The organism is Agromyces zhanjiangensis (genome assembly GCF_040496055.1).
Taxonomy (GTDB): domain Bacteria; phylum Actinomycetota; class Actinomycetes; order Actinomycetales; family Microbacteriaceae; genus Agromyces; species Agromyces zhanjiangensis.
The window spans coordinates 1-16,019 of the sequence record NZ_JBEPKB010000004.1; the positions used below are offsets into that span (position 1 = coordinate 1).

The window sequence follows — 16,019 nt, forward strand, 5'->3', positions numbered from 1 at the left end:
GGGCATCCTGAACGTGCTGGCCATGACCTACGGCGACCGCCTAGGACTCAACTAAACAACCGAGCCGATGACCACTTACACAAAAACGCGGACAGACCCGCTCCTCGGCCGCGGAACCGGCCGCAACGTCCGGCTCGAAATCGCCCACGTCAAGCGTTGGTTCCAGCGAAGTCGCAGCTACCGCGTCCTCGGCCGACTCCGCCGATTGCGCGGGCGGCAACTCCACGAGTTGCTCCACGGACGGCGCTGCCACCGGATCTGAAGTGGGCTCCTCTGCGAATGCCGGCTGCACCAGCGAGCCCGTCAACACCCCGACAATAGCAACGGAAAGCACACAACGAACGCCATGACGCCAGCTAGGCCGCACAACCACTCCACCCGATCCAACTGTCACGAACCGGACAGCGCGAGAGAAACCTATTCGCCCGGAGACCCGAGCCCAGGATCTGTCCGCAAGACGTTACGAAACGGAGATCGTTATCCGAGTGCTGCTCAACTTTGGATCGCGCGCAAAGGCTCGTGCACCAGACCCGAGGGCAGAGGGCAGGTGCTGAGGATAACGGCTCCCCTGAATAGAACGAGCAGGAGGACCGTCTCGACACTGCGGATCGCTCCACGGCGACGGGCGCTCACGGTTAACTCACGGTTTTGCCGAGTTCACCGGAACTCACTGCGTGTCACTTTCCGCACAATTCCGCCGGTCGTGAGCCTGAGTGAGTCACCGTGAACCGGCACTTAGGAACTTCTGCTTCCCAAGCAGACAGCGCGGGTTCGATTCCCGTCATCGGCTCTTCGCAAATCGGCTGATCAGACGCAGTTTCCATGCTCGCGCAGCATGCGTGCATCCCGCATATCGCACGGAAGCAGCCCACGCGGATGCACCTCGATAGGTTCACGGCGCTGATCAGGGATTTCGACTACGACGGAGCCGCGACTCTCGATTGCGAAACAACTTCTCGTAGTCACTTAATAGTCACAAATTCGAGCGGACCCTCCGCCTCAGCGACCGTGGCCGACGGTCATGCCCCCGACTCATCGACTCGGCCGCGGTGGGACACTGATCGCTGTGACCGTCGAGTTCGAGTGCCGCACGCACGTGCCCGCCGGCGTGCAGGAGGCATTCGACCGCTCTCGGAGCATCGACCTGCACATGGCGTCCATGTCCGCTTCGCGTGAGCGCGCGATCGCTGGCGTCACGACCGGTCTGATCAGCGACGGCGAAGAGGTCACGTGGCGGGCGTGGCACTTCGGGGTGCCGATCCGAATGACCAGCCGCATCACCGCGATGACGGTACCGGAGTGCTTCGTCGACGAGCAGGTGCGCGGGCCGTTCCGCTCGTTCCGGCACGAACACGAGTTCCGACCAGACGGGTCCGGCGCGCTCATGATCGATCGCGTGAAGTTCGACGCGCCACTCGGACCGCTCGGCACGATGGCAGAACTGGTAACCGCGGCGCGGCGCGGCTGACCCTCCCCGAAGGAAGAGTTCTGCGCCGCTACCGCCTACGGTCAATCCGTCGGGAACGAGCGCCGTCATCTGATACAGCGCAGGGTGAAGTCGGTGAAGACCAGGTCGCCCAGATTGGCGTTGAACACGAAAACGTACCGTAGTTGTATCCTCGAGCCGTCAGGATTCGACCAGTTGTCGATCACCACCCTCTGTTCTGCTTCCCCGTTGAACTGATCGGTTCGGACGCCCTGCTGCAAGACGTAGCCGCTGTCGGTCCATCCCGTACGCGAGAAGTGTTGGACCGTGCGCCCGTCGTGCACATGTAGGCGAAGCGAATACTCGATGGTCAACATGTGGAGTTCGCCAGTGCACGGATTCACGTCCGTGGGGGTAATCGAACCTTCGATCTCAACGGGCTCATCCGCGAGTGCGGTGCTCACCGGCACCGTCGTCAACGCGATGGCCAGCGCGGATCCAGCGAGAACCCTTCCGATTCCCATTCCTGACAACCCCCTCGAAGCGCCGGTCCACGGACCAGTTCCTGGTCGGACCGACACTCGGTTGGTTCCTCTGTACCACGTCACGACCGACCCGAGAAGGGACTTTGGTCTTGGCTTCAGGCACCCCCTCCACCACGCGGAGTTTGCGCGCGTGTCGGCGTCCAATAGTGAATGTCTCGCTGCTAACGCCTTGGGACCGGCCGGGATTGTGAGATGGCGGTGCCTCAGCGAGGCTTCGACGCCGGCCGGAGGTGCCGCGGCGGTTCGCAGTACCCGGACGTAGCGTCAGTCGCAGAAGCACTATCCGATGAACTGCCCGGACAGGGCCCCCGATTCGCGTCACACTCAGGGGTGCGTGACGCCAATCGAACGGCGCCGTGCGAGACTCATCGAGAACACTGAGGGAGCGACGCGGATCTCGCCCCGCGGCACCGATGGCACCCTCGTAGTCACTTGATAGTCACAAATTCGGCATCACTTTGATTCACTCGAGCTCACACTTTCCCAGGATTCCGGGGTCCGTGAGCCCGGGCGAAGTCGAGTGAATCACTACTGGATCACTTCTGCTTCCCAAGCAGACAGCGAGGGTTCGATTCCCGTCATCGGCTCTCCAAAAATTCCTTGGTCAGAGGCACTTTCCATGCTCCGGCAGTGGGACGCGATCCCACAGGATCGCGCGGAAACAGTCCACGCGGATACACCTCGACAGGTTTACTGGGGCTGATCAGGGATTTCGACTCCAACGGAGCCGCGGCTCTCGATTGCTCCATCGCTCTCGTAGTCACTTAGTAGTCACAAGTTCCCGCGGACAGTGGCCTCGGCAGCAACCTCCCGAACTCGACGCCGCGAGCTCGCGCGTCGTCGGCGCGCGCAGGTCTGACCCCGCGCGGGACAGGACGATGAACCCTCCGGGGACGAACACCGCATCGGAGAGCGGCTGGTAGGCGAACCATCCGAAGGACGCTGATGCCTGAGGCGCAAGGAGGATCACCAGCGCACCGGTGACTACGAGGACGCTCGAAAGGATGAGCGCGACGAGTAGGGACGCCGGCATTCGCTGGATGGCGTCGCACTACTGAGCATTGCCGCCTGCAGGCTCGCAGTGATGGATCCCCAACCGGGCACTGCGCGAGAGCGGCGGGTCGCGTACGCGCGTGGATTCGTGCGTTTGTGGTTCGCTCGCGCACCTCGCGAGGATCGCAGCGTCGCTCCGCGGCGGGGTTGGCTCGTCGGGAGGTGAGGTCGCTGAGGCACGCAGGCGTCCTCTTGTGCGCGTGAAAGGGCGGGACTAGCGTCGGCAGCATCTGGGGAGGTCATGGCCTCGCGGCGCTGCGCTGGCGCGGAACAGTGACACCGCCAAGGACAAGTACGTCCCACCCGCCAGCGAGCGGCGCTGACGGATCGTCGGGAAGGTGAGGCACATGAAACTCCCGTCTGTTCGTGGCGCGGCGCAGGTCGCTATCGGCATGCTCGCGATTGTCGCCGTCGGTGTGGGCACCAGCGTGGACTCGGCGCCCGCGATCGCCAAGACGGCACCGCCGCCTCCCACGCTGAGTGATCCCACGACCTCCGCCGTCACCGACCTGCTCAGCTCCATCGTCAAGGGTGCCGGTGGCCAGGTCGGCAGCACGCTCGCGGGCTGGGTGCTGCCCAGCGCGGGCTCGGCGAACCAGGACGCCGCGGTGCTGGACCAGATCAGCACCGAGCTCGACGCGATCGAGCAGACTCTCACCGATATCGAGTCGGAGATCGCCGCGCTCACCAACGCGGTCGACAAGCTCGACTGCGATACCTGGATCCAGAGCGCCGAGCCGATGGTCGACGCCATCAGCAACCTCTGGGACCCCAACGCCGCGTCCTCGGGACCTCTCGGCGGGTCGGTGCCCCAGCAGTCCTATCAGGGCATCGTCGCCGAGGCGCAGAACAACACGGTCACCGTCGCCGACATGCAGGTCTGGGCCGACCAGGTCTTGAACAACAACAACGAGGGCATCGGCGGCAAGAGTGTCCAGGACTACCTCCAGGACCTCGATACCACCCTCATCGCACCGGCCGCCAACACCGGCCTCCTGCAGAGCTGCCTGTCGCAGCCTGCGAACCTGCCGACCAACTACGCGGGACAGACGGACGACGTCTACTACGACACGGTCATCGCGCCGCTGATCGGTTACTACGAGACCATCCAGGTCGAGGGCATCACCATGGTGGTCGAGGCGATGAACTTCGAGGCCTGGCAGGCAGCCGACTCGCCGACGTCGACGGTCAAGACCATCACGAACCTGCCCGAGACGATCTGCGGGGCCTCCGCTACCGGCGACGTGCTGTCCTGGTGCGAGAACGCCGATTGGGCGGTCCTCGGCGAGGACGGACAGTCCGGGGAACGCGGTCGGATCGCAGATCAGCTCACGTTCGGCGGCGCGCCGTACACCACAGATCCGACCGTGAACTCCCAGCCCGTCCACCTCTACGTCGGATCCACCACCCTGTGGGCGTCCGACCCGAGCGTCTTCAACTCGATCAACAGCGACTCGAGCTGCCCGGGACTGAACTCGAACGCCCCGTGCGGGATCCTTGCCGGGACCTACAGCGACACCGCGATCGGCGGCTCCTACGGCGGCTACGGCACAAGCTACGGCGGGACGTGGGGAGCCGCCCCGATGGGGCAGATCCAGGACATCTACAACACCGGCCCGAGTTGGGGCACGTACACGAACGGTGCCGACTATCTGATGAGCGCGCGCGGGTTCTCCGGCATCCCGGTGAACACGATCTTCGTGACCAACTATGCGTTCACCATCCAGCCGTTCAGCAATGTGCACCTGACAACGCAGGTGTATGCCTTCATGGACACGGGCTTCAGCCCCGGGGTCTTCTACCCGATCTACGACCCGCAGACGGCTGGCGACTACTTCAACTCCTTCGCAGGCCTGCAGGTGCCCGCCGGGTCCAACGACTCCTGCACGAACACCGTTCCCAACCCGGCTCTCCCGCCGGCCAGCGCGAACGACAGCTTCTACGAGGGCACGTCGACGTGGTGCGGCATCGACACCACCGGCGACTGGACCAGTGGCCCACCCGGATGGACCACCACCGCCGCCAAGTCGCACCCCCAATTCCGCCTGCCCGTCTTGGACGTGACGGCGCTGCAATGCGCCGAGGAGCTCAATTCGACCAATCCGTTCGGTGCGTACACCATGTGCGGCGACAACTTCTACGCCTGGCTCGATGCGCTGGTTCCGCCCGCCGAACCGCGTCAGGCCGCCAACCTGAACAACGGGGTGGCCCACGGGAAGAGTGGCGTCATGGGCGGCCAGAAAAAGGATCGCACCATCTACGTCGGCGACCTCACACTCGACGGCGGCTCCGACAGCTCCCGGCCCCCCATGAAGAAGATGCAGGACAAGACCCACGAATCCGCGAAGTAGCGGAAGACACAGGACTCGATGAGGGGCACACAAGTTCGAGATCATCCTGATTCACTCGACTTCACGCTTCCTACTTCTACCGAAGCCCTCCGGAAGGGGCTCTGGTCGCGCCCGTCGCCTGAGCCGCCCCCGGGGGCGGCCATCGGCCCTCCCTCTTCGTCCCGCGACCGGTAGACTTCGAAGTCCAAGGGGAGTACTCCGGCACGATCGCTCGTCATTACGGATGCACTTCGCATCCCGGGCCATCGGTTCCCATCGAGGGAATGGAGGAGACCTTGGCGTCGATACGTCCACGCCAAGGTTCGGAGTTGCTCTTGAATGTCACCCCGCTCGTCTGGGTCATCACGATCGCGATCACGGTCTCCTTCTTCGTCTACGAGTTCTTCGCTCACGTGCGGAGGCCCCACGAGCCGACCATCGGGGAGTCGGCACGGTGGTCGGCGTTCTACATCGCCCTCGCGCTGCTGTTCGGCGTCGGCATCGGCGTGGTCTCAGGCTGGACGTACGGGGGCGAGTACTTCGCCGGCTACCTGACCGAGAAGGCCCTCTCGATCGACAACCTGTTCGTCTTCCTCATCGTGATGACGAGCTTCGCCGTGCCGAAGATCTACCAGCAGAAGGTGCTGATGGTCGGCATCGTCATCGCGCTGATCCTGCGCGGCATCTTCATCGCCGTCGGCGCCGCACTGATCGAGAACTTCACCTGGGTCTTCTACGTGTTCGGTGCGCTGCTGCTGTTCCTCGCCTACCAGCAGGCGTTCTCGCACGATGGTTCGAACCCTGCCGACGGGCGGTTCATGCGGTTCGTCCGCCGTCACCTGCCAGTGACGGACGAGTACCACGGAGACCGCCTCACGGTGCGGAAGGACGGCCGGCGATGGGTCACGCCGATGCTGCTGACCATCATCGCCATCGGCTTCGTCGACCTCATCTTCGCCGTCGACTCGATCCCCGCCATCTACGGACTGACCGAGGAGGCGTACATCGTCTTCACGGCCAACGTGTTCGCGCTGATGGGGCTGCGACAGCTCTTCTTCCTGATCGGCGGCCTGCTCGAGCGACTGGCCTACCTCGCTCAAGGGTTGGCGGTCATCCTGGCCTTCATCGGCGTGAAGCTGCTCATCCACGCCCTGCACAAGAACGAACTGCCGTTCATCAACGGCGGCGAGCCGATCACCGTGATCCCCGAGATCCCGATCTGGCTGTCACTGCTGTTCATCGCGGGAACGATCGCCGTGGCGACCGTCGCCAGCCTCGTCACGCCCCGCGGCGCCCGCCCGTCCGTCACCGATCGTCGGAGGAAGGTCCCTCGATAGGCCGAACTCCGGGCCTCCCAGGTCCAGGGCTGAGGAAGACGGCCGAACGCCGCCGAGCCCGCAACCGGGGCGACCGAGCGTCCGGCAACCGACGCCCCCCTTGATTCGCCGGCACGACAGGCGCACAGTGGAAACCTGCGAGGGAGGTTCCCATGCGAAGCGCCGAATACCGACCGGATGTCGTGCCCATCCTCTCGCCGGGGCGGCATCGTTCGCCGCGGCGCGGCGCGTGCTTCATGGAGTTCGCGTCGTTCCTCGCCGGCGAGCGCTGGAGCGACCATCCGAAGTGCACGAACGGTACGCTCGCCCACCTCGCCCGGTTGGTCAACGATCGCACGAGCGACACCGGCCGCGAGCGCCTCACGGAGCTCATCCCGTCGGTCGTCGGCCTGACGAGCGACGATCCGCTGCTCGATGTGCTGCTGGCCGTGCGGGCCGCGAACGCGGCCCTTCCGGTCGCTGCCGAGGAACGCCAGCGGTCCCAGGCGGTGGGCCTCCGCGCCGCGATGGTCGCACTCGACGGCCGCGACGACGAGGCCTCCGCGGCGGGGCGCGAGCTCGCCGAGTCGGCCCTGCGATCCGCCCCGGGAGCGGACGCCTGGGCCATCAGGTTCATCGACGAGGTCGGGCGCGGCCACCCGAGGACGTCGGTGAAGCAGTGCCGGCACGTCATCACCGGGGCCGTCGACGGAATCGCGACGGCATCGATCGGAGACCGCGACCAGCGGCTCGTCGCGCTGCTCACCGCCGCGGTAGCCGACGCGGAGCGCTTCATCGTCGGGGCGCCAGCACCGACGGACGGCGCCCGCGAGGAGACCCACGCACGCGTCGCGATCTAACCGGCCGAACCGCCTGCGCGACGCCCCTCGTGGCTCCCGCCCCGCACGGCCCGCCCGTGCCATGATCCACGCATGCCGAAGCCGCGCAGCGAGCTGAAGAGCACCGGGTACGAGATCTTCGTCGGCGCACTGTCGGTGCTCTCGATCGTCAACCTGGTCCTCATGTACGCGCTGGCCGATCCGGCGCTCGACACCGTGCTCTGGGTGATGAACGCCGTGTTCAGCGCCGTGTTCCTCGTCGACTTCGCCTACCGGCTCACGACGGCCCCCGAGCGCGGCGCGTACTTCTTCCGCCACTTCGGTTGGGCGGACCTCCTCGCGAGCCTGCCGTTCGCCCAGCTCAAGATCCTGCGGCTGTTCCGGATCATCCGCGTCATCCGCCTGTTCCGCGAACTCGGGGCGCGCACCATCTGGCGGACCCTCGTGCGGGACCGCGCCGGCAGCGCCCTGTACGCACTGCTCCTGATGGGCGTGCTCGTACTGCAGTTCGGGAGCCTCACGATGCTCTACCTGGAGCAGCACGCACCGGGCGCGAACATCACGACGGCGTCGGACGCGCTCTGGTACACGGTCGTCACGATCTCGACCGTCGGGTATGGCGACGAGTACCCCGTGACCAACGCGGGCCGTTTCGCGGGCGGCCTGATGATCGTCGTCGGCGTGGGCATCTTCGGCACGTTCACCGGGTACCTCGCGAACCTCTTCCTGTCGCCGCGGAAGGCCGAGCGCGACGAAGCCGGCACCGAGGAACCGCCGACGGCGTGAGTTCCGTCGCCATGCGGGCCTCGGCGGCCCGGCGGCTCACGCCGACGGCGGTGGGATGCGATGACGAAGCTCACACGGTGAACGGCCTCTGTCCCTCGAACGCCGGATCTCTCGGCGTGGCCCAGAAGAGGTTCGGCGACTGCGTCGACGGCATGTCGGCGAGGATCCTGGCGTGGAGGTCGGCGTAGTCCCTCGCCGCCGCCCACTTGAGCCGCAGCTCCTTCGTGAATGCGCCGTTCTGGTGGCCGGACGCGTCGGGGCGCCCGTCGCTCGAGGTCTGGTTGTCCTGGCATCCGGAGATCAGGAGGACCTTGCAGCGAGGCGGCGGAGTGCCGGCGACGCGGTCGATCGCCTCGCGGTAGAGGTCGGCGCGGAGCGTGACATCCCTCGTGGCATCCTCGATCCTCAGCAGGCGCGGCTGATCGACGACCCCGATGCTCCGAGCGGTGCCGGCCGGCTCGACGAGGTCGCTGATCACCGAGAGCGCCAGGTCGCGCGATGCGTCGGCACGAGGATCGCCGGCCCGCTCCAGCACGGGGGCCATGGCGTCCGACAGCGCCAGCGCCACTCGGGCCGCGTCGGCGGCGGAAATGGCGGCGAGCTGCGTGTCGAGCGCGCGTTCCGTCGCCTGGGAGAGCTGCGCGGTGAGGAGGTTGAGCTCGCGTGTGACGGTGCCGCTGTGGCAACTGTCGGAGATCACGATGATCCGCACGTCGGGTCTGAAGAGTCCCCACAGCGCGTACAGCTCGTCGTCGATGAGTTGACGGTCCCACAGCACCCAGGTCTCGCTCCGCTGATCGTCCTCGGCCGGATCCGGCACCTGACTCCCGTGCCCGGAGTAGGTGATGAGGAAGATGTCGCCGCTCCCGAGCTGCTGGGCGGCGGTGCGGATCCCGTCGATGACGGCAGCGGATGTCGCGGCGCCGTCCAGCAACTGGCGAACCCGGAACCCCTGCCCCTGGGCGAGGTCGCGCATGTCGTTCGCGTCGTTGATGCAACCGGCGAGCGGCGGGACGTGGAAGGGGTACGCGGCCGGGTCGACGTTGTTCACGCCGATGTGCAGCGACAGGCCCGTCGGCGTGTGACCCGATGGCGCTCCCGAGCCGAGCACGGCCTCGGTGAGCGCGGCCGTCGTCAGCGGACCGACGAGGCCATCGGGGACCAGGTCGGCGGATCGCTGGAACGCCAGGACCGCGGCGTGCGTGCGAGGCCCGAAGTCTCCGTCGATCGGCCCGGGGTCGAAACCGGCCTGCGTGAGCATCTCCTGGAGGCGTCGGACGTCCTCCCCCTTGTGACCCTGCCGAAGCGTGCGAGCGAACACCGCTCGATTCATCCCGAGCATGAGCTTCCCTTTCGTCAGATGAGCCAGCGCACGGCGGAGGTGGCACGGATCGCGGCCACCTCCGCCACGCTGCAGTGCGACTCGGCGTCGTGGATGGTCACCACGCGTTCGTGGCAACGTCTCGACCGCCGCCGCCGAAGATGGACCCGAGGATCGACGGCGCGGCCTGCAGCAGCGCGGGCACCGCCACGTTGAGCAGCGGCCCGATGAATCGCTCGGAGACCTCCCGGTCCGAGATCGGCGGGGGCGTCGGATCGGCGCCGCGCTGCTTGTTGAACATCCCGATGATCGATGGCGCGGCCGAGATGAGCGCCGGGACCACGGCGGCAAGGAACGGCAGGAATCGCTCGTTCTCCTCCTCGACGCTGCGCGGCGCGGGGCGGCCCTGCAGCGCAGTCACGATGCCGGGAACGGCGTCCAGGAGCTTCGGCAGGAGCGATTGGAGGATCGAGCCGAAGTCCCGCGACACGCTGTCCGCGTCGCGCTGCTCGGGGATCCCCAGGTCCCGCCGACGCTGCTGGAGCATGTTGAAGATGATCGGTGCGACCTTGGGGATCACCTGCGACACGAGGCCGCCCACGATGCTGCCGAAGAAGCGCTGCTGATCCGCGCTCACCATCGTCTGCGACTGGCTCGCGCCGGATCCTGCGTCCGGACCGACGTCGCGGCTGCCACCCATCTCGGCGGCGACCAGGTTCCGCACGACGGCGTCCACGAGATCGCGCGTCTCCTGATCGAGGCCGGGTGCTTGCGTTGTGTTGGACATTGTTCGACTCCCCCTTCAGCGAGATCGGCGAACCGGTCCGGAGGAGGCCCTCGACGCGGTGCCGCCTCGAATCCCGTCCGTGCCGACCGACCGCAAGCCTGCTCCGCGAGGACCGATGCGACACCCGCCGTCGGGGGAGAGCCGCGATGGAGATTCCGGGTGGAGCGTGCGCTCCACCTCGACCTCATCCGGTGGAGACCCATGCTCGGATGCCCAGGGAACACCGGCGCGTCGAGGTCGGGCGTCGAGAAGCAGCGCGCCGCGGGGATCGGAGGCGTCGAGCCCGCCGCCCTCGGATCAGCTGCGCCACGAACCGGCGTGCTCGGTCGCGGCGAGCATGACGTCGGTGCGATGGGCGACGCCGAGCTTCGTCAGGATCGAATGAACGTGCGTCTTCACGGTCGATTCCTCGACGACGAGTCGCGACGCGATCTGTCGGTTCGTCAGGCCCGATGCGATGAGCTCGGCGACAAGGGCCTCCCTCGGCGTGAGCGCAGCGGTCGCCGGCGGGGCGTCTCCGCCGATGGGAGCCACCGGCTGTCGCTGCATCGCGGCGAGGAGGAGCGACGCCGCGCGCGGACTGCATGACGATTCGCCTCGGAGTGCGAGGCGCATTGCGCCGACGACATCCTCGATCGGTTGATCCGCGTCCAGGAACCCCGCGAGCCCCGCTTCCGCCGCCCGGACGACGAGCTCCGAGTGCTCCCTGCAGGGTTCGATCCCCATCCCGACGAGGACCGTCGTCGGTGCGGTGCGACGCACCGAGCGCAGCACGACGAGGAAGTCGGCCACGGAGAAGTCGAGGAGGGCGACCCGTGGGAAATGAGGAACGATCGATGAGACCGCATCCGCGAATGACGGGGCGTGCACGACGATACGGAACTCGGAATCGGCGGCGATGGTCGCAGCGAGCGCGTCTCGGTAGGCGCGCACCGGTGCGATCAGCGCTACGTCGATCATGAGGCTTTCCTCCGCGAGAGCTGCATGCGGAACTGCGGTCACCAGGGTGAGGGCGGGCCGTTCCTCCCCTCGCCCATCGGGCGGTGGGCGCGCGCCCGAACATCTGCGACAACGCTTCCGGAGGCAGGGTCAGCCGTTCCGACTCGGCGCGAACTCAGCTCGACGTCCGGTCGCGCGGCGTCTCCGCCTGATCGGGTGAAGGCGTCGTGTGCCACGGCGATTCGGGCGTCGTCGCGTCCCATCCAGATCATGCGCACCCCCGCACGCACCGTCAGCGGCTCCTCGCGCACCACCGCTCGGATCCACTGCGTCAGCGCGAGCCGCACTACCCCCGTCTTACTCGCAAGTCCCTTGGACCAGCAGTCCGCACTTTGGCGGACACGGACCGCTCGGCTCACGTCACGCGAGGTGCGTCCTCGTCGCCGTGGTCGACATCGCCGCCGTTCATGCCCGGGAACTGCCGACGACGTCGGGGCAGGCTCGTGGGCGCCGACTCGCCCTCGGTCGAGTCGGACGGCGTGTTCGCGCCGTACCAGCGTTGGTACACCTCGACGAGCGGCGCCGAGGTGAGCCCGTGGAGCACGATGCTGAGCGCGACGGTGACGACGATCGTGGTCAGGACGGTCTCGCCCTCCGGCACCCCGCTCTCGGCAGCGAGCAGGGCGAAGACGAGCGAGGCGAGGCCGCGCGGGCCGAACCATCCGATGAAGGCGACGGTCGGTCGGCGCGCACCGCTGCCGGCGAGGGCGATCGCGACCGGCACCATCCGGACGACCGTGAGGCTGAGCACCGCGTAGACGAAGACCTGCCAGGTCACGTACGGCAGGGCGAGCGTGAGCGCGAGCGCCCCGAATGCGATCCAGGTGACGGCCGCGAGCAGGTCGCCCGCCGCCTCGGAGAGCACCGTCACCTTCGATCGGCTCGGCCCGGCGAGCCGGCCGAACGCGATGCCGCCGACGAACGCGGCGATGAACCCGCTGCCGCCGAGCTCCTGCGCGACCGAGTACGCGACGAGCGCCGCCGCGAGCGGCAGGATCTGCCGCCACTCCCGCGCGATCCAGCCGCGCCGGTCCGCGGCGCGGAAGAGCACGCCGCCTGGGACGGCGGCGACGAGCCCGGCCGTCAGCCCCCACCCGATCTGGGCGGCCATGCTGCCGGCGACGATACCGGTGGCCCCGGCCTCGAGTTCGGCGTTCGCGATCGACAGCGCCACGAGGAAGAGCGGCACGGCGAGGCCGTCGTTGAGTCCGCTCTCCACGTCGAGGGCCTGGCGCACGCGCGCCGGCACCCGCGTGTCCGCGACGACCTTCTGCCCGAGCGCCGCGTCGGTGGGTGCGAGCATGATCGCGAGGAGGAACGCGGATGCGAGCGCCATGCCGGGGAACACGAGCGCCGCGACGCCGGTTCCGGCGAGGATCGTCAGCGGCAGGCCGATCAGCAGAAGCCGGCTGGGCCAGACGAGTTGGTTGCGCAGCAAACGGAGGTCGATGCGCGTCGCGTCGCTGAACAGCAGCAGCACGAGGGCGATCTCGGCGATGCGCTCGGCGACCACCGTCTCGAGCGACACGTCGAGCAGGTCCGGAGCGAACACGCTCACCCCGAAGCCGACGACCATGAGGAAGAGCGCCGGCGTGATTCCCCGGCGGTCCAGCGGCTTCGACAGCGCGCTCCAGACGACGATGATCGCCATCACCACGGTCACCGCCAGCATGCCGACCCCGTCCCCGATCGCCCGCGCGGCCGCGCGGAGCGGCCTGACGTCATCGTACGGATGCCGCGGGCGCGGCCACCAGCCGCCGCGGCCGGATCACGAGCCGGTCGGCGCTCCGCTGGCACCCCCACGGGGGACTGTCGGAGACCGTCCCCCGTCACTAGCGTGGGCTCACTTCGCCGCGCCCGGCACCGGAGCGCGGCGACCGCCGCAGCGGCGCACGTGGCCCGGGCGGGGTTCGGCCGGGGAGGTCGGGCCCCGCCCGTCATGTCGGCCGAGGACGGCCCGGGTTCAGGATGCCGCGACCGCGCGCAGCGCGTCGATGCCGCCCGCCCGGTAGCTCTCCCAGTCGGGGCTCCCACCGCCGGGGGCGACCCGAGACGCCCATCCATCGGCGAGCGACGCGGCGAGCGCGACGACCGTCTCGCCCGTGGCATCCGTCGGGCAGGCTCGCAGCAGCTCGCCGAGGGCCGCCGTCCGCCCCTCGTGGAACTTGCCGGCGGGGTGGGACCGGCCGTACTTCGCCAGCGCGCAGGACGTGGCATCCCCCATCGCCGCGGCCCACGCCTCCGCGGCCGAGGCGCGGAGCGCGCGGACCTCGTCGCGCACGAGCACGGGCCGAGACGGAGGAACATCTCGACCGGCGGCGGCGTGTCGGGGGTGGACACGCGGCTCGCTCGGCGGATTCTCCTCCGTCTCGGCCCGTGGGTCTCGGCGGAGCCGGATCATCGGCATCGGCTCAGCGGGGTCGACGGCGGCTCAGCGACCGAAGAGCTTCGCGAAGAAGCCGGTCGACGGCTCGTTCTCGTGGCCCGCGCAGCGCTGGTTGCGCGGCACGCCGCGCATGACCTGGTCGACGTGCTGGCCGCAACCGGCCCAGGTGGTCTTGCCGCACTTGCGGCACGTGACGGCTCGGCACATGTGGTTTCTCCTCGGAGTTCTGGAAGCGTCGTGGTCGGGTGGGGCGGATGCCGCGGCTCAGCGGTCGGCGTGGTCGCCGTCGCACCACCGGTCGGCCGGGACGTAGTCCTTGACCGAGTCGATGTGCTGGCCGCAGCCCGACCAGGTGGTCTTGCCGCAGGAACAGGTGACGGGGCTGCACATGATGGTTCTCCTCGAGGTTCGCGTGTGCGTGGGTGGGGTGTGGGAAGCCGGAACGGCTCAGGCCGCGGCCGCGGTCTCGCGGGGCTCGGCGTGGGTGAGCGCGGACTCGCCGGCCTGCCACGTCAGGTAGCCGCCGTCGAGGTTCACGGCCTCGCGGCCGAGCTGGGCGAGCAGGCGCACCGCGGTGTGGCCGCGCTGGCCGACCTTGCAGTGCACGATGAGGCGCCCGGCGGGCAGCTCGTCGACGCGCGCGCGGATCTCGTCGAGCGGGATGTTGATCGAGCCCTGGATGGCGCCCGCGGCGACCTCGTCCGGCGTTCGGACGTCGACGAGCACGTCGCCCGCCGTCATCGCGTCGTCGAGTTCGTGCCACTGGATCGACGGGGTGAGCCCCTCGACGGCGTTGAGCGCGACGTAGCCGAGCATGTTGACCGGGTCCTTCGCGGACGAGAACTGCGGCGCGTAGGCCAGTTCGAGGTCGGCGAGGTCGGACGCGGTCAGGCCGCCGGCCATCGCGGTCGCGATGACGTCGATGCGCTTGTCGACGCCGTCGCCGCCGATGCCCTGCGCGCCGAGGATCTCGTCGGTCTGGGCGTCGACGACCAGCTTCAGTGCCATCTGCTCTGCGCCCGGGTAGTAGCCGGTGTGCGAGGCGGGGTGGGTGTGGATGACGCGGATCTCGCGCCCGACGCGGCGGAGCAGCTTCTCGGGCCAGCCGGTCGTCGCGATCGTGAGGCCCATGAGGCCGACGACGGCCGTGCCGAGCGCGTCGCGGACGCGGATGTCGCGGCCGGCGATCACGTCGGCGGCGAGCCGACCGTGGCGGTTCGCCAGGCCAGCGAGGGCGACGAGGCGGTGCTCGCCGCTGATCGCGTCGACCTTCTCGACGGCATCGCCGATGGCCCAGATGTGCGGGTCGCTCGTGCGCAGGTCGTCACCGACCCGGATGCCGCCGCGCTCGCCGATCTCGAGGCCGGCGGCGACGGCCAGGCGGGTGTCCGGGCGCACGCCGATCGAGCCGAGCACGAACTCGGCCGGCACGGTCGTGCCGTCGCTGAGCAGCGCGGTGTCGCCGTGGAGCTCGGTCACCTGCGTGCCGAGGCGCACGTCGACGCCGGCCTCGCGGAGGCGGTCGGCGACCGGCGCGGCCATCTCGGCGTCGAGCGGCGGGAGGACCTGGTCGCCGAGTTCGACGAGCGTGACGTCGAGGCCGCGGTGCACCAGGTTCTCGACCATCTCGAGGCCGATGAACCCGGCGCCGATGACGAGCGCGGTGCGCGGGGCGACCTCGAGCTCGGCCATCGCGCGGTCGACGTCGTCGATGTCGCGCAGCGTGAGCATGCGGTCGCCGCCCGGCATGGGCGGGCGCACCGGCGTGGCGCCGGGTGAGAGCACGAGGGCGTCGTACGCCTCGACGGTCTCGTCACCGGTCACGAGGTCGCGGACGAGCACGGTCTTCGCGTCGCGGTCGATCGCGACGGCCTCGGTGCGCACGCGCACGTCGAGGTTGAATCGGCTGCCGAGCGAGGCGGGGGTCTGGAGGAGGAGGCTGGAGCGCTCCTCGATGACGCCGCCGAGGTAGTACGGCAGGCCGCAGTTGGCGAACGAGACGTGGCCGCCGCGCTCGAGCACGATGATGTCGGCGTGCTCGTCGAGGCGACGGAGGCGGGTGGCTGCGGACATTCCGCCCGCGACGCCGCCGATGATGAGGTACCGCTTCGAGGTCATGGCACGATCGTAACAATACCCCGGGGGTATTGTCAAAATACCCTTCAGGTATCTCTCGGGCTGCGATCGCGGCGAGCTGGCCGAGGGCCGAGCAGATGTCCTCGACGCACGGC

14 protein-coding genes are annotated in these 16,019 nt (G+C 68.5%); 5 read left to right on the top strand and 9 right to left on the bottom strand.

The window, feature by feature from the left end; all coding sequences use genetic code 11:
• The first annotated feature begins 1,066 nt into the window (after positions 1 to 1,066).
• A complete protein-coding gene (locus ABME02_RS09080; RefSeq protein ID WP_353814980.1) occupies positions 1,067 to 1,468 on the top strand; it encodes an SRPBCC family protein in 402 nt (133 codons plus the stop codon).
• A 65-nt stretch (positions 1,469 to 1,533) separates the two neighbouring features.
• Here the strand turns inward: ABME02_RS09080 and ABME02_RS09085 are convergent, their stop codons facing one another.
• Complete coding sequence (locus ABME02_RS09085; RefSeq protein WP_353814981.1) at positions 1,534 to 1,890, bottom strand: hypothetical protein; 357 nt, start codon at positions 1,888 to 1,890, stop codon at positions 1,534 to 1,536.
• A 1,481-nt stretch (positions 1,891 to 3,371) separates the two neighbouring features.
• Here ABME02_RS09085 and ABME02_RS09090 point away from each other — a divergent pair.
• From ABME02_RS09090 to ABME02_RS09105, 4 genes are all read left to right on the top strand, one after another.
• Entirely contained in the window at positions 3,372 to 5,375 is a 2,004-nt protein-coding gene (locus ABME02_RS09090; protein WP_353814982.1) for a hypothetical protein, read from the top strand.
• A 314-nt stretch (positions 5,376 to 5,689) separates the two neighbouring features.
• A complete protein-coding gene (locus ABME02_RS09095; protein WP_353814983.1) occupies positions 5,690 to 6,691 on the top strand; it encodes a TerC family protein in 1,002 nt (333 codons plus the stop codon).
• A gap of 152 nt (positions 6,692 to 6,843) precedes the next feature.
• Positions 6,844 to 7,530: a hypothetical protein gene (locus tag ABME02_RS09100; RefSeq protein ID WP_353814984.1), complete on the top strand. Its 687-nt coding sequence runs from the start codon at positions 6,844 to 6,846 to the stop codon at positions 7,528 to 7,530.
• 72 nt (positions 7,531 to 7,602) lie between these two features.
• Positions 7,603 to 8,295, top strand: a complete 693-nt coding sequence (locus ABME02_RS09105) for an ion transporter (RefSeq protein WP_353814985.1) — start codon at positions 7,603 to 7,605, stop codon at positions 8,293 to 8,295.
• A gap of 70 nt (positions 8,296 to 8,365) precedes the next feature.
• On the opposite strand, the gene ABME02_RS09110 is transcribed toward ABME02_RS09105, so the two are convergent.
• The 8 genes from ABME02_RS09110 to ABME02_RS09145 form a co-directional block, all read right to left on the bottom strand.
• Positions 8,366 to 9,637: a caspase family protein gene (locus tag ABME02_RS09110; protein WP_353814986.1), complete on the bottom strand. Its 1,272-nt coding sequence runs from the start codon at positions 9,635 to 9,637 to the stop codon at positions 8,366 to 8,368.
• Positions 9,638 to 9,734: 97 nt separating this feature from the next.
• A complete protein-coding gene (locus tag ABME02_RS09115; protein WP_353814987.1) occupies positions 9,735 to 10,403 on the bottom strand; it encodes a hypothetical protein in 669 nt (222 codons plus the stop codon).
• A gap of 297 nt (positions 10,404 to 10,700) precedes the next feature.
• Positions 10,701 to 11,363 carry a LuxR C-terminal-related transcriptional regulator gene (locus ABME02_RS09120; protein ID WP_353814988.1) on the bottom strand — a complete coding sequence of 221 codons (663 nt, stop codon included), beginning with the start codon at positions 11,361 to 11,363 and terminating at the stop codon, positions 10,701 to 10,703.
• A 394-nt stretch (positions 11,364 to 11,757) separates the two neighbouring features.
• Entirely contained in the window at positions 11,758 to 13,074 is a 1,317-nt protein-coding gene (locus ABME02_RS09125; RefSeq protein WP_353814989.1) for a cation:proton antiporter, read from the bottom strand.
• A 291-nt stretch (positions 13,075 to 13,365) separates the two neighbouring features.
• Complete coding sequence (locus ABME02_RS09130; RefSeq protein ID WP_353814990.1) at positions 13,366 to 13,689, bottom strand: hypothetical protein; 324 nt, start codon at positions 13,687 to 13,689, stop codon at positions 13,366 to 13,368.
• 144 nt (positions 13,690 to 13,833) lie between these two features.
• Positions 13,834 to 13,995, bottom strand: a complete 162-nt coding sequence (locus ABME02_RS09135) for a DUF8730 family Cys-rich protein (RefSeq protein ID WP_155053029.1) — start codon at positions 13,993 to 13,995, stop codon at positions 13,834 to 13,836.
• Positions 13,996 to 14,052: 57 nt separating this feature from the next.
• Positions 14,053 to 14,178, bottom strand: coding sequence for a DUF8730 family Cys-rich protein (locus ABME02_RS09140; RefSeq protein ID WP_277985233.1), 126 nt, complete (start codon positions 14,176 to 14,178; stop codon positions 14,053 to 14,055).
• A 57-nt stretch (positions 14,179 to 14,235) separates the two neighbouring features.
• Positions 14,236 to 15,906: an FAD-dependent oxidoreductase gene (locus ABME02_RS09145; protein WP_353814991.1), complete on the bottom strand. Its 1,671-nt coding sequence runs from the start codon at positions 15,904 to 15,906 to the stop codon at positions 14,236 to 14,238.
• Positions 15,907 to 16,019: the final 113 nt, after the last annotated feature.